This window comes from uncultured Neptuniibacter sp. (genome assembly GCF_947498015.1).
Classification (GTDB): Bacteria; Pseudomonadota; Gammaproteobacteria; order Pseudomonadales; family Balneatricaceae; genus Neptuniibacter.
Genome location: NZ_CANMIR010000003.1, coordinates 250,403 through 263,414, shown reverse-complemented (window position 1 = coordinate 263,414; position 13,012 = coordinate 250,403). Strand labels below are relative to the sequence as shown.

The window sequence follows — 13,012 nt, the reverse complement described above, 5'->3', positions numbered from 1 at the left end:
ACAACACCATGATCAGGCTGCTTACGACATCTTTACTTTTAATGCTAACGCAGGTTGGACAAGCAAGTACTCAGATTGGCTCAGTAGCCATTTATTCAGATGGCACAGTGAAAAAGTTATTGCAGAATAATGAGGACTGGGCCCTCTGGGAAGATCAAAGAAAAAGACAATACAAAGAAGCGAAGTACCCTCATTGGCCTGTCCTTCAATACCAGAAATTTCCCGACATAGGCGATGGTTACCTGCAAGAACTTGTGTTTGGTATTCCTCATAGAATCAAGCCAATAGGGGACGAAGCATCGGTTACGTATGAGCTGGTTAAAACCTCCAAGGGGACTACAAGTAAAAAATACTGGAGGTGCTCTTATGATGGCCAAGGTAGTTTTAAATTAGGGTCTAAAAAATACAAAACGCACAACTATGACTGTGCTCGTTTTACCCTTAAGAAAGATATATACCCTCACCGGAAAGAGCAGCTGCGGATTAAATATTCACCGACTTTGGAGCTGGTGGTTGATCGTAAACTCGTAGATTCTAAAGGTAAGACGAAGCGTATCAAACTGGTTCAATTACTCCCTCCTGAAAAAGTGACCGCTAAGCGTATCGCGCGAACTGTCTATAAACTTAGAAACGATAATTGAGGTGATGCATGTCTAGAATTCACACCGCTAAAAGAAGCTTTGTCACCAGAAACGTGAATCTGAACGATGGCCACTCACTCTCTTCTCAAGTGCCAGAAGAGGGAGACTTAGTTCTGGCAAGGGTCGACAGAATAAGACAACACGGACGGTTGGAGAATGTTGATGGTCGACGAGTCCATCTGTTTAAGGGAGATGAATTGATTTTAGTGGCTGGTAATCGGTATGCCACGGATCAATTTCATGCTGTTACGCCCAATAAATTAGGGAGCTGTCAATTGGTGGCCGCAGGAGGCATTGCTGCTAATGTCGTTGGCAAAAGTGCTCAAGTTAAACCCGCTACCGAGATAACTTTGCTCGGCACCTTAATCGATCAGGCTGGAAAGAAACTTAACTTGAAAGATTACCGAAAGTTGCAGCCATCTTACATTCACCCCAATACAGCATCTATCCCTGTTCTGATGGTGTTGGGAAGCGATATGAATAGCGGCAAGACGTCCATGGCGTGTTCGACAATCAAAGGTTTAAGTTGCGATGGGCTGAAAGTTGCTGGAGCTAAATTGACGGGTACCGGTGCGGGGCCAGATTATTGGAAAATGCTGGATGCCGGGGCATTTCGGGTCAGAGATTTTGTAGATAATGGTCACCCCAGTACGGTCGGGCTGTCTGTAAATAAGCTGATAGATCTACTTAGGATCATCAAATCTGATGCGCAACAAAGCGATGCTGATGTATTGGTTGTTGAGATAGCTGATGGCGTTTTGCAACCAGAGAACCAAAAGCTGCTTTCTGATCCCAGGTTTCTGCAAGAGATTTCAGGAGCGATTGTTGCCGCAGATAGCGCTACTGCAGCGGTGTATTGTTGTGAGCGCTTAATACAACACGGTATTCCTGTACACGGCCTGGGGGGGCTATTTACCAGATCAGAACTCTCTTCAGAGGAGGTGGGTTTACAGCTGGGGCTCCCGGTATATCGCTTGGAAGAACTCCAGAGGCCAGCTACCGCTAATTATTTGATGAATTTAGTTTCCAGAGAGCAAGACAATGGCCTTCGCTGCGCTTTCTAAGCAGCGTGGCGCTCTGTTTCTGATCCTGATTATTGTCGGGATAGTGCAGTCACTCTGTTTTCTGGGTTTGGTTTATGAAGCAAAAACATTCGTAGAGTCAGGTGATTACGTCCTGACCCTTTCTCAGGGGATCGGTGTCGTTTCTGTCATTTTGATCTTAGCGATTGGGCGCTTTCTGGAGCGCTATGTTGCTGAGAAATTTGCGCAACATTACGTCATGCAACTCAGAGAGCAGATTTTTGAGTTTTCTCTAAGTCTGCCGGCATCTGATAGAGAGCTTCTGAATGGCGGTGCGACGCTACTTCGGTTAACCAATGATATGAGTGCGATAAGGAACTGGGTTGTACAAGGATTAGCGCCACTGACAGTGTTGAGTGTCTGGTTACTGATCGCAGTGACTGGACTGGTACAGATTCATTGGATATTGGGTTTGATTCTGCTGCCTTGTTTGTTAGTCACCGTGGCAGGCAATTATTGTATAGGTACTTTTCTATATAGCTCGTCTGAGCGTGCCAGAAAGAGCAGGGGGAATTTAATCCGTAACACTGCTCAGATGTTAAGGCAGTTTTACTTGATTAAAGCATTTAATCAGAAGGGAAAAGAGAAACGCCAATTTCTAAAACGGTCGAAAAGGTTATGGAAGCACCAGATAGCTAAAGCCAAAGTATCAGCTTTTATCCGCGGTTTTAATGAGGCTGCCTTACTTGGAACGCTCTTAGTCCTGTTTGTAAGTGCCATGAAACTTCAGGCACAAGGGCTGATCTCTGTTGAATCCATCGCTGTGTTTTTGACAGCGGGTTTATACCTTCTTTCTCAGATGAGGCGGCTCAGCAGGCTATATGAATTGTGGACTTTGAAGCAGGTTGCAGTGGATAAACTTTCTAGATTTTTTAATCGTACACCTGAAAGTTTAGAAGGCAGAAAGTCACTGCCTTCAACATCACTCAAAGTTAAATTAACGAATGTTGAAGTAACGCATCGTGTTGGTCCCTTTTCAGCGATGTTGGAGCAGTCTTCGCGGGTTGTTCTGACAGGTGGGCAGGGTGCTGGCAAGAGTTCATTGTTAATGGTTTTAGCTGGGCTTTTACCCTTAAGTAAGGGGATGTTGGTGTTCAATGGTAGGGACAGTGCAAAGTTTCATCCATCTTTATGGGGTAAAACCGTTTCCCTTATCAGCCCTGAGCTCCCGCTACTTAAAGGAAATCTTCGAGAGAATGTTTTCTATGGAGCCCGTAAACAGCAGGCAGAGTACACCGATAAAGTTTTAAAGCTTACCGGAATAACTGATGAGGAACTCGATCAGGTTTCAATTTCTGAATCAGGGCGCAATCTGTCCGATGGTTTTTCATTCCGGTTTAAACTTGCCAGGGCGTTATTACGTCGGCCAAATTTGCTGCTAATCGATAATGAGCCTGCTCTCAAAGATCCTAAAAGCATCAGTATTCTGGGAGAGCTTTTCGCAACCTTTGATGGTGCGATTATTATTGCCGCACAGATTCCAGAATTGACTCGCTTTTACACAGCCCACTGGGATCTGGAAGACAACATTGTAGCGAATACGCTTGAACAATCAGGTAGCGGTAATGTTGTGTTTATGAAACCGTCACTCATTAAGGGAGAAGGTTGATGTTGCCAGTAGCAGGTAAAGAGAGAAGGGTTGTTATTCCAGCGGCGAGGGCGCTGCCAGTTTGGATCTATCTGCCAGAAAAAATAAAGCAGCCGGACCGCATAATTGTTGCGGTACATGGTATCTCCCGCGATTATCAGAACCACTTTGCTGCGTACAGAAAGCTTGCAGATAAACTGGGATGCGGATTGTTGGTCCCGGAATTTAGCCGGGCAACTTTTCCTCGATACCAGCAGCTTGCAAAAGATGCAGGCAGCCAGAGAGCAGATACCGAACTGAATACGCTTTTGATTGCTCTTAGAGTTCAGCTGCAACAACCCTTTCTCAAAATCCATCTTTGCGGCTACTCCGGCGGGGCTCAGTTTGCGCATCGCTACGCAATGTTGCATCCGCAGAATATAGCTTCACTAGTGCTTTGTAGCGCTGGATGGTACACCTACCCGGATTCCGAATTTGAGTTCCCTTATGGGGTATCAAATTGGCCCACTTGGCTCGGTAAACTCAGACTCAAAGAGATGATGAAATTACCGACTTTGGTGATGGTGGGGGAGCTAGATACAAAGAGGGAGAAAAGCTTACGGCAATCTAAGGCTCTGGATGCCCAACAAGGTCGAACTCGGGTAGAGAGGGCTGTTAACTGGGTTGATGCGGTTAACAAAGTAAAACAACAGTCCTCTGACGGCTTGGTTGAGTTTAGGCAATTACCCGCTGTTGGACATGACTTTAAAGCAAGTGCTGAATCAGGTGGGATGATGTTCCATATTGAATCGTTCTGGAAAGAGATAGAGAGGGAAAAAGTATGTATTGCTTAAAACAGGTTGGAATTCTTCTGGTAGCTGTAACGCTTACCGGATGTCAGATAAAGCCGGAAAATACCGAACCTGAAAAACTGTCTCCTAAAGAAGTTTCCTCTTTATTCATAGGAAAAACTGTTGAGTCGTTTAATCTTATATCGGGAAGTACGAGTTTCACTTACTACCACCCTGACGGTAGCGTTGAACAGGAACGGTATTGGGAAAAACGCAATGGTTTCTGGAAAATCAATGACAAAGGTGAAATTTGTCTCGCAATGCAGGGTAAGCCCTTTAGTTGCAGGAGTATTTATAGAGAGGGAGAAAAGTTTTATAAATACCGGCTTGTTGCAGATGGGAAGCCTGAGAAAGTTATCCGCTATCGACAGTTTATAGACGGCAGGACTTTTTAATACTTATCTGAACAGTAAACGTATCTTTAAACCCGTGGGCTAAATGTTACAAGCCCTCAGAATTTCGCTGAGGGCATCAGTGTCTAGTAAGTTTAGTGAATGGGCTGCTCTATGGAGCCATCGTTCATCTTTAAGCCTTTTACAGAGTTGGTGATATCGACGATACGATCACCGGTTCTGGCGTAAAGCAGGTTAAATTCATCTTGAAGCAGATCATAGATCACATCAGTTTGAGGGTTTGCTGGCAGATCAAACTCTACCTCTGATAACTGTGTCACCTGATATTGGTTGCCAGGGGGATTCAGCAGGATCTCAACCAGTGCCTCCTCACTCCAGGAGAGGATGGATGCATCCAGCTCATACGCTTTGATCACTCTCATCTCGTGGAAGGAGGGGATGATTAGGGAGAGGTCATAACAATCCATATGTCGGCACATCAGACCTACCTCAAGATCGACCAGATAGCGGTCGCTGGGTAGCACCTTCAGGGGTTTGGCGTTACATGCAGTCAGCATGAGCACGACGAGGATGGATGTAATTATTTTCATTAATGCTGATCCTGACTAGTCATGAGTTGGCGTTCCATCTTTTTGATTTTAGCGTTTTATCGTTGAAATCAAAGGCTATTTTATATCGATCACTTTGCCCGGATTCATAATGTTGTTTGGGTCCAGTGCGCGTTTGATCAGCCGCATCGCACCGATACTGCTCGGGTGTTCAGCTTCAAGGTGTGCTTTTTTACCGATACCTATACCATGTTCACCGGTACAGGTGCCCTCAAGCTCAAGCGCTTTCTGTACCACCTTTTCAGAGAGCGCTTTAGCCTCTTGAAACTGTGCACTGTTAGCCGGATCAAAGACGATCAACAGGTGAAAATTGCCATCACCGACATGGCCGACGATAGGACAGAGTAGCTGGGTCTCTTCAGCGAGGGCCTCTGCATGCAGAATGCTCAGTGCAAGTTTAGAGATCGGCACGCAGACATCTGTTGTCAGTACACGGCTGTTGGGTAGCAGGTGATGTGCTGCAAGGTAAGCGCTATGCCTTGCCGCCCAAAGCTGATTACGCTCCTCGGCCGATGTTGCCCACTGAAATTCACTCCCCCCAAACTCATGGCAGATCTCCTGCACCATGGCGATCTGTTCCGAGACAGCGGCTTCTGAACCATGAAACTCAAGAAACAGTGTTGGGGCAGGGGTTAAGGTCTCCAGCTTGGAGTAGCTGATACACGCCTGCATCTGAAGGGCATTGAGCAGCTCAATACGGGCGAGTGGGATCGCCAGTTGCATCGCATTAATAACGGTATCCACTGCATCGGCAACAGTGTTGAAGCTACAGACGGCTGATTTGATCTGTTCAGGGATCGGATGCAGACGGAGTTGCACCTCGGTGATCACACCCAGTGTGCCCTCGGAGCCGACTAACAGTTGTGTCAGGTCGTAACCGGCAGAGCTTTTTCTGGCGCGTGTGCCGGTTCGGATGATCTCACCTGAGGGGGTAATAACGGTTAAACCTATAACGGCATCGCTCATGGTGCCATAACGGACCGCGTTGGTGCCGGAGGCTTGGGTGGCGGCCATACCGCCAATCGATGCATTTGCACCGGGATCGACCGGGAAGAAGAGGCCATCATAACGTAGCGCCATGTTGAGCGCTTCACGGGTTACACCGGCCTGTACCCGACAGTCCATATCTGCCGGGTTAATCTCGATAATCTGATTCATCTCGGAGAGATCAAGTGAGATCCCGCCATGAACGGCTAGTAGGTGTCCCTCAACAGAGGAGCCGGCACCGTAAGGGATGACTGGAATCTTGTAGCGATTACAGAGGCTGACAACTTTCGCGACCTCCTCATTACTGAAAGGGTAGATTACTGCGTCAGGGGGCATGCAGCCGTAACTATCTTCACCCTGTCCATGCTGTTCGCAGATCGACTTTGAGAGATGAATGCGGTCACCCAGCATCATCGCCAGTTCGTTGATCACCTTTTGCAGATCACCCTGAGAGTAAGTTTTGCGTGCGCGCATAGCCCGAATCACTTTAATTATTATTTTGCGATTAATTAAAGCAGGAAGTGGAGAGATAAAACAGCGAGGAGGGGGAGAAAGTTATGGGGTGGCAATCCTTTGCCTGTCCATGTGTTCTTGTCCATGAATTAAGGCCATCTTAACAGCCTAATATGACAGGAGTGTGATGATTAGTTTGCAGCCAGATGAGAAAACGATTCTGCAATCTGTTGACGCAGTTGCAGCGTTAGTTCGCCTTGCGGTTTTGTCTCAGGCAGCAGCGATTCAATACTGGTGGCCACCATCGGATCAAAACGGCGCTCATTACCGGCAAGTTGGTAGAATCGATTGACCCACTCGGTCCCCTGAGCGGCATCAGCTTCAACCATCAACATCGCCTGGGCCAGAATGCCCTGTTTCACCCCTTTGGGATTGGGCGGAGAGATCATGAGCTTCTGAGCGGTACCAGTGACTTTCAGCCCCTGAATATTCAGGTTATAGCGGCCATCACAGTAGGAGCCTTCAGTAGCACCATACTCAGCAATTAAACCAAGCTGGGCGAGCGCGCCGCGAATCGGTTCACACAGAGCGGTATAAACGCTATCGAGATCGAATGTCTCCCCCTCCTGTTGAGGAAACAGCAGGGAGAAATTCAGGATACCCAGATGCAGCGGGACGGTGGTTCCTCCGCTGTCTCTGACGATCACAGGCCAGCCCTGATCGGAAAGCTGCGCTACTGCATCGGCAAAGTGGGGGAATCGGGTCTCTTTGCGAGTGACAACCAGACACTGGGGCACCTCCCAGAGCCTGGCGGTTGCGCCACGCTTACCCGCAGCGACCTCTTTGAGTAGTTCTGTATCGCGCTTTAAAGCGGCATCCGGGTCGGGAGCGGGTGGTTCATTGATCAGTCGCCATCTGGGCTGAGATTGGTAGATCGCAAGGTAGTCGTCTGGTGTCTGCATAATCCGCTCAGTATTACGGGGCTTGTTCCCTCGGTAAATGATGCTATGATCGCGGCCTGATTTCCAGCTCGCTAATTTCCAGAACCCCTGTGAGACCATGAGTAAACCGATCCCTGCTGCCAATATCGATAACCTGAGTACCTGGGTTAAATATAAAAGCCGTTACTGCGAGAGTTGCCGGGGCACCTGCTGTAGCCTGCCGGTAGAAGTGCGCTTTAAAGATCTGGTGCGTATGGGAGTGGTTGATCAGTTTGAAGCGGATGAACCTGCTAAGCGCTTAGCGAAACGGTTGATGAAAGCAGGGGTGGTCGGTCATTTCAATCATAAGAGCGAGATCTATACGCTCTCTCGCTATGCTAATGATGATTGTATCTATCTGGATCAGAAGACACGCCTGTGTACGATCTATGAGCAGCGCCCTGATACCTGTCGTAATCACCCAAAGGTCGGCCCAAAACCCGGCTTCTGCGCCTACCAGCCTAAATAACCCCACTTTTTTTGCTGCAAACTCATGCGACTTTTGTTTTAATCGAATGCTCTCAAAACAGGTCTGAAAATCATCAAAGGAAGATGGGTTTGGCTAGGGATAAGCATTGTCAGGATTGTATCAAGCTACTTGATCGAAATGATCGTCAGCAGATTGTCGAAACACTTGAACAGATAGGGGATGCCAATAATAAAGATTGGTGCCGTATCTGCGATACGCTGTTCTGCCGGTCTGAAGCTCTTAATCATGATCTGTTTGATGTCGAGATCGTGATCGAGGGCGAATAAACATCGTATCCGCCCTCAGATTTATTCTATCGCTCTTTCTGCTGAGCTTCGATAATCGCTTTGAGTTCATTGATCTGCTGTGACAGATCCTCCAGTGTCAGATCACCCTCGGCAATGGCACGCTCTTTCTCCTCCTCAGCGTGTTCATTCTCCATCACATTGACCACGATACCGATCACCATATTGAGGAAGGCGAATGTCGTCAGGAAGATGAAGGTGAGGTAGTAGATCCAGCTAAATGGATAGACCGTCATGGTTTCATACATCACGTCCGTCCAGTCTTCGAACGTCATCACCCTGAAGAGGGTCAGCATGGCGATGGAGATATCACCCCACAGCGTTTCATTGATATCAACGAAGAAAGACGCTCCGATCGCTGCATAGATATAGAAGATGATAAACATCAGCAGAATCACATAGCCTAGTTGCGGCAGGGCTTTGATCAGCGAGTTCAGCAGCAGGCGCAGTTCGGGCACAATCGAGACCATACGCAACACACGGAAGATACGTATCAGGCGACCGATCAGCGCCATCTCGCTGTCCTGTATAGGGATCAGACTGACCACAACAATCAGCGTGTCAAAGATGTTCCATGCGTTTTTAAAGAAGTTGCGCTTATCCGGCTCACCGATAAAACGGATCGTGATCTCAATCAGAAAGAACAGGGTGATACCGGTATCAAGCCAGCCGATCATTGCGAGAACATGATCAGGGATGTCGTAGGTTTTAGCGCCGATCACCAGCGCAGAAAAGAGAATCACCCCGACAACAAAAAACTCAAAAATACGATTGTTACGCACCGCATAAAAACGGTCTTGTAGCGATTGAAAGTTCATAGTCTGCCCAAACTGAATTTATCCGGCGTGAACTTTACTTTGGTTTTAAGGCAATGGGTAGACTCTGACCTGTCTGAGCATTGGATTTCAGTCTGAAGTCGAATCCGGATCGCTCAGGCGGGTGCTATATGACTGCGTTTTTGCTGAATTAAACCTTCAGCGCTGAAGATAACCAGCGCGGTCCAGATAATTAGAAACGCCGTCAGGCGATGAATATCCATCGGTTCGTTGTAGTAGAAGACCGCAATCAGAAAGGCGATACTTGGGCCGATATACTGAAGTAACCCCACCAGCGTCAGGCTCAGGCGGCGAGCACCGGAGGCAAAAGCCATCAGCGGAAGACTGGTGACCAGACCGGCACTGAGCAGCAGCAGGGTGGTGTTGCTCCCTTCAGTTATAAACTGCAAACTGCCGCTCCAGATCAGCCAGCCAAAATAGATCAGCGCAGCTGGTAGCAGCCAGAGCGTTTCAACAAATAAGCCACTGATTGAATCGACCGGGATCTTTTTACGTAGCACACCGTAGATCGCAAAACTGCATGCCAGTACTAGAGCAACCCAGGGAAGTTGACCGAGTATCACAACTTGATAGAGCACACCGACTGCGGCGAGAGCAACCGCGATCCATTGCCCGATCCGTAGCCGTTCTTTGAAAATAATCATTCCAAAAAGTATGTTTATCAATGGGTTAATAAAATACCCTAATGTGGTTTCTATAATTCGATCCTGAGAGACAGCCCAGATAAAGACCAGCCAGTTGATCGATATCACCAGTGCTGAAAGCCCTAAGCCGTAGATGATTCTGGGGCTGCGGCTGAGCTTGATAATGTCATCGAGGCGGCGTGTCACAACAATAAAAGCACCCAGAAATACACAGGACCAGAGGATCCGGTGAGCCACCACTTCCAGCGCAGTAATATGTTCAACTGATTTGAAATAGACCGGCACCAACCCCCACATAAGAAACGCGGCCAGTGCAAAGTAAACCCCTTTGGTATGTTCAGATTCGGGTTTCAGGTTGATCATCTAGCGGGGCTCCTGAGAGGGTACTGATATGCGTGACACATCATGAAAAAGATAGGCGTGCTGAATCGCTGGGCTAATCCGGCTGACTAAGCGGGTCAACAGGGAGACAAAGAGTACACTGAAAACCAGTCGAGCCCATAAAACACCAGAGAGATCTGCACCCATGGTCAGCACCAGTAGCGTGTCCTCGATGATGCTGTGGCAGAGGCTCAGCAGGCAGAGCGCAGAGAAACAGTCCTTCGCGCTGACCCGCCCACTTTCAGCCTCACGGATCAGGAGTCCACCCCCAAAGGAGAGCCCCAGTGTGACACCGATGATTGTCAGTGAGGTCGCTTGAGGGGAGATCCCCATCAATTTCAGGAAGGGCTGCAGCAACCAGATCATCAGCCGTTCAATATGGAGCCAGCGTAGCAGACGAAGCAGGCTGAGTAGTGCGCTAACAACGAGCACGATCATACCAAGGCTTTTAAGCTGCGTCAGACCCCACTGCCAGAGAGATTCTTCATCAGGCATCTCAGGCTGCCACAGAAGCGTAACCGGCGTGTTTAGCCATCCGCCTGCGGAATAGATATAGTGTAGAGCCATACCCAAAAGCAGGGCTGAACCGATTCTAAGACCAAGCGCAAACAGCAGCCTTACCCCAGCGCGTTGCGTGATTCTCAACTCAAGCGGCAAACTGTGTGCGATCAGCAGCATACTGCTCAATACCGTGACCTGCGCAATGCTGAGCTGTTGTGCTTCGGGTGATTGAAAGAAGATCACCATCCCTGCATAGATGTTGGTGAGCATCGTGGTCGTCCAGACAACACCCATCGATTCGGGTAGGCCGACCAGTGTCATCAACGGCGCTAGCACTGCGCTGATATAGGGGATCGCCCCCAGCTCCTCAAGCAGTTTAACCACCACAATGATCGGTATGGTTAAGCGAAACAGCAGGATGCAGACATCGAAGATCTCTCTGCCAAGCTCTGGCAGAGTGCTCTTGAACAGATGCTGTAACAGATGTGGAGAGTTCATCAGTGGCCGGAAGCAGTTAATTCAGACCGGGTAGTTTAGTTTATATGGCATTAACTGGATTAGATTTAAAGTGTATTTCTGTTTTATAAATTTAATTTATCTGTGCATAATTTAATTAAATTACGTCTAGTGGGATTTTTACGGAATAATATTAAATTATGGATATTGACCGGATCGATAAACATATTCTGCGCTGTCTTCAGCAGGATAACCGCATCAGCAACCAGCAGTTGGCAGGGGAGGTTGGCTTGTCGCCGCCTGCCTGTCTGCGCCGTGTCCGACGGTTGCGCGATGAGGGGGTGATCATGGCGGACGTGTCGCTGGTGAATCCCCGGGTGATCGGCAGGATGCTGAATATTATTGTTGAGGTTGAGATGACCCGGGATTCGATCGATGTCCATGACCGATTTATGCGTAAGATGCAGAACGCGCCCGAGGTCACGCAGTGTTATCAGGTGACCGGTGATGTTGATTTTGTCCTGGTGATTATGGTCACCGATATCGAATCCTATGAAGCGTTTGCACGCCGTGATCTGGCCAGCGATACCCATTTGCGAAAATTCAGATCATTAATCTCACTACGACGGAATAAATTCTCGACTGCCGTCGATGTTGAGCATCTGTGATCCACTAAACTGAGAGTGTCAGGGGGCGAGGCATCCCCCATCTGTGAACGAGGTAAACCATGCAGAACCCTGAGATAACAGCTGTCATCCTTGCCGGCGGTCAGGCCCGCAGGATGGGAGGGGTTGATAAAGGCTGGATGGAGTTGAATGGAAAACCATTGATACGTCATGTACAGGATATCATCTCACCGCAGGTCCCCCGTGTTCTGATCAACGCCAATCGAAGCCTGGATGCATACAGTACGCTGAGCTGTCCGGTCATCGCGGATCTTGATGCAGGCTATCAGGGGCCGCTGATGGGGATCGCCACCGGGCTTCAGCACGCGACAGATCCCTGGGGTCTGTTTGTACCCTGTGATAGCCCCTATCTACCGCGCAACCTTGCAGAACGGATGTTAGAGCAGGCTGAAAAGGAGGGGGCCGATATCGCCGTTGCGCATGACGGTGTGCGATTGCAATCGGTGGTTGCCCTGATCAAACGGGATCTGCTGGAGAGTGTCAAAGCCGATCTTGCAGCGGGAGGGCGTAAAGTTGAACGCTGGTACGCCAAACACCGGGTAACCCAGGTGGATTTCTCAGATCATCCCGAAGCGTTCACCAATGTTAATCATCGTGATGATCTGGCAGGCTTGCAGAAGATGCCAAAGCTGTTGGGCTTTGCGGCCTGGAGCGGAACAGGGAAAACCACCCTGTTAAAACAGCTGATTCCACGCCTGAAATCGCGCGGGGTCCGTCTTGGGGTGATTAAACATGCCCACCATAAATTCGATATCGATCATCCGGGTAAAGACAGCTATGAGTTGCGTAAAGCCGGGGCCGATCAGATGCTGATCAGCTCAGGGCAGCGCTGGGCACTGATGGTCGAACAGGATCAGGGGGATCAGCCCTCACTCAATCATCTGCTGAACCGCATGGATCATGAACTACTGGATCTGGTACTGGTGGAGGGGTTCCGGCATAACGCCATTCCGAAAATAGAGCTGCATCGTGCTTCGTTAGGTAAGCCACTCCTTTGTGAAAATGATGAGAACATCATCGCGATCGCCGCCGATACCGTGATCGAACTGCCACGGGATCTGCCCCAGTTTGATCTTAACCAGCCTGAGTCGCTGGTGGAGTTTATCATCCAGTACAAAAATAGCTGATCCTGAACCACTCTTGAAATGCAGACAATACCTTCTATTTTCTGTAAGCGGCGTATAGGTCAATAGATACAGCACAACCTATAGA

Annotated in this window: 15 protein-coding genes; 9 read left to right on the top strand and 6 right to left on the bottom strand. The window is 48.6% G+C overall.

Translation table 11 applies throughout. The features are described from left to right. Positions 1–8 precede the first annotated feature (8 nt). The 5 genes from Q0882_RS05475 to Q0882_RS05455 are packed head-to-tail and all read left to right on the top strand — an operon-like array spanning position 9 to position 4,536. On the top strand, positions 9–641 hold the full coding sequence (locus Q0882_RS05475; RefSeq protein WP_299178895.1) for a hypothetical protein: 633 nt from the start codon (positions 9–11) through the stop codon (positions 639–641). A gap of 8 nt (positions 642–649) precedes the next feature. Then, positions 650–1,705: a hypothetical protein gene (locus tag Q0882_RS05470; RefSeq protein WP_299178893.1), complete on the top strand. Its 1,056-nt coding sequence runs from the start codon at positions 650–652 to the stop codon at positions 1,703–1,705. Continuing rightward, the gene (locus Q0882_RS05465; protein WP_299178891.1) at positions 1,683–3,332 is read left to right on the top strand and encodes an ABC transporter ATP-binding protein; all 1,650 of its coding nucleotides are present in this window, start codon (positions 1,683–1,685) and stop codon (positions 3,330–3,332) included. Before Q0882_RS05470 ends, Q0882_RS05465 begins: the two co-directional genes overlap by 23 nt. Then, complete coding sequence (locus tag Q0882_RS05460) at positions 3,332–4,144, top strand: hypothetical protein (protein WP_299178889.1); 813 nt, start codon at positions 3,332–3,334, stop codon at positions 4,142–4,144. Before Q0882_RS05465 ends, Q0882_RS05460 begins: the two co-directional genes overlap by 1 nt. After that, positions 4,132–4,536 (top strand): hypothetical protein, encoded by a 405-nt coding sequence (locus Q0882_RS05455; protein WP_299178887.1) that lies wholly within the window; start codon positions 4,132–4,134, stop codon positions 4,534–4,536. Before Q0882_RS05460 ends, Q0882_RS05455 begins: the two co-directional genes overlap by 13 nt. Positions 4,537–4,628: 92 nt before the next feature. On the opposite strand, the gene Q0882_RS05450 is transcribed toward Q0882_RS05455, so the two are convergent. The 3 genes from Q0882_RS05450 to Q0882_RS05440 all read right to left on the bottom strand — a co-directional run bounded on the left by Q0882_RS05450 (position 4,629) and on the right by Q0882_RS05440 (position 7,504). After that, the gene (locus Q0882_RS05450; RefSeq protein ID WP_299178885.1) at positions 4,629–5,084 is read right to left on the bottom strand and encodes a hypothetical protein; all 456 of its coding nucleotides are present in this window, start codon (positions 5,082–5,084) and stop codon (positions 4,629–4,631) included. A gap of 75 nt (positions 5,085–5,159) precedes the next feature. Further along, the gene (locus Q0882_RS05445) at positions 5,160–6,563 is read right to left on the bottom strand and encodes an FAD-linked oxidase C-terminal domain-containing protein (protein WP_299178883.1); all 1,404 of its coding nucleotides are present in this window, start codon (positions 6,561–6,563) and stop codon (positions 5,160–5,162) included. A 170-nt stretch (positions 6,564–6,733) separates the two neighbouring features. After that, the gene (locus Q0882_RS05440; protein WP_299178881.1) at positions 6,734–7,504 is read right to left on the bottom strand and encodes a hypothetical protein; all 771 of its coding nucleotides are present in this window, start codon (positions 7,502–7,504) and stop codon (positions 6,734–6,736) included. A gap of 97 nt (positions 7,505–7,601) precedes the next feature. Between Q0882_RS05440 and Q0882_RS05435 the strand changes: the two genes are divergently transcribed. Both Q0882_RS05435 and Q0882_RS05430 read left to right on the top strand, forming a co-directional pair. Then, a complete protein-coding gene (locus Q0882_RS05435; RefSeq protein WP_299178879.1) occupies positions 7,602–7,991 on the top strand; it encodes a YkgJ family cysteine cluster protein in 390 nt (129 codons plus the stop codon). Positions 7,992–8,080: 89 nt separating this feature from the next. Continuing rightward, the gene (locus Q0882_RS05430; RefSeq protein WP_299178877.1) at positions 8,081–8,278 is read left to right on the top strand and encodes a hypothetical protein; all 198 of its coding nucleotides are present in this window, start codon (positions 8,081–8,083) and stop codon (positions 8,276–8,278) included. Between the two features lie 26 nt (positions 8,279–8,304). Here Q0882_RS05430 and Q0882_RS05425 read toward each other — a convergent pair whose 3' ends face one another. From Q0882_RS05425 to Q0882_RS05415, 3 genes are all read right to left on the bottom strand, one after another. Beyond that, complete coding sequence (locus Q0882_RS05425) at positions 8,305–9,114, bottom strand: ion transporter (protein WP_299178876.1); 810 nt, start codon at positions 9,112–9,114, stop codon at positions 8,305–8,307. Positions 9,115–9,227: 113 nt separating this feature from the next. After that, positions 9,228–10,139: an EamA family transporter RarD gene (rarD, locus tag Q0882_RS05420; RefSeq protein WP_299178874.1), complete on the bottom strand. Its 912-nt coding sequence runs from the start codon at positions 10,137–10,139 to the stop codon at positions 9,228–9,230. Next, a complete protein-coding gene (locus tag Q0882_RS05415; RefSeq protein ID WP_299178872.1) occupies positions 10,140–11,156 on the bottom strand; it encodes a hypothetical protein in 1,017 nt (338 codons plus the stop codon). Positions 11,157–11,314: 158 nt separating this feature from the next. Between Q0882_RS05415 and Q0882_RS05410 the strand changes: the two genes are divergently transcribed. Then, positions 11,315–11,782: an Lrp/AsnC family transcriptional regulator gene (locus tag Q0882_RS05410; protein WP_299178870.1), complete on the top strand. Its 468-nt coding sequence runs from the start codon at positions 11,315–11,317 to the stop codon at positions 11,780–11,782. A gap of 59 nt (positions 11,783–11,841) precedes the next feature. After that, the gene (mobA, locus tag Q0882_RS05405; protein ID WP_299178868.1) at positions 11,842–12,927 is read left to right on the top strand and encodes a molybdenum cofactor guanylyltransferase MobA; all 1,086 of its coding nucleotides are present in this window, start codon (positions 11,842–11,844) and stop codon (positions 12,925–12,927) included. The last annotated feature ends 85 nt before the right edge of the window (positions 12,928–13,012 follow it).

Bases quoted from the DNA above. Each gene is read 5' to 3' on its own strand.
- Q0882_RS05450 (WP_299178885.1), bottom strand. From the start codon at position 5,084: ATGAAAATAATTACATCCATCCTCGTCGTGCTCATGCTGACTGCATGT.
- Q0882_RS05435 (WP_299178879.1), top strand. From the start codon at position 7,602: ATGAGTAAACCGATCCCTGCTGCCAATATCGATAACCTGAGTACCTGG.
- Q0882_RS05425 (WP_299178876.1), bottom strand. From the start codon at position 9,114: ATGAACTTTCAATCGCTACAAGACCGTTTTTATGCGGTGCGTAACAAT.
- Q0882_RS05455 (WP_299178887.1), top strand. From the start codon at position 4,132: ATGTATTGCTTAAAACAGGTTGGAATTCTTCTGGTAGCTGTAACGCTT.
- Q0882_RS05415 (WP_299178872.1), bottom strand. From the start codon at position 11,156: ATGAACTCTCCACATCTGTTACAGCATCTGTTCAAGAGCACTCTGCCA.
- Q0882_RS05460 (WP_299178889.1), top strand. From the start codon at position 3,332: ATGTTGCCAGTAGCAGGTAAAGAGAGAAGGGTTGTTATTCCAGCGGCG.
- rarD (WP_299178874.1), bottom strand. From the start codon at position 10,139: ATGATCAACCTGAAACCCGAATCTGAACATACCAAAGGGGTTTACTTT.
- Q0882_RS05440 (WP_299178881.1), bottom strand. From the start codon at position 7,504: ATGCAGACACCAGACGACTACCTTGCGATCTACCAATCTCAGCCCAGA.
- mobA (WP_299178868.1), top strand. From the start codon at position 11,842: ATGCAGAACCCTGAGATAACAGCTGTCATCCTTGCCGGCGGTCAGGCC.
- Q0882_RS05470 (WP_299178893.1), top strand. From the start codon at position 650: ATGTCTAGAATTCACACCGCTAAAAGAAGCTTTGTCACCAGAAACGTG.
- Q0882_RS05475 (WP_299178895.1), top strand. From the start codon at position 9: ATGATCAGGCTGCTTACGACATCTTTACTTTTAATGCTAACGCAGGTT.
- Q0882_RS05445 (WP_299178883.1), bottom strand. From the start codon at position 6,563: ATGCGCGCACGCAAAACTTACTCTCAGGGTGATCTGCAAAAGGTGATC.
- Q0882_RS05410 (WP_299178870.1), top strand. From the start codon at position 11,315: ATGGATATTGACCGGATCGATAAACATATTCTGCGCTGTCTTCAGCAG.
- Q0882_RS05465 (WP_299178891.1), top strand. From the start codon at position 1,683: ATGGCCTTCGCTGCGCTTTCTAAGCAGCGTGGCGCTCTGTTTCTGATC.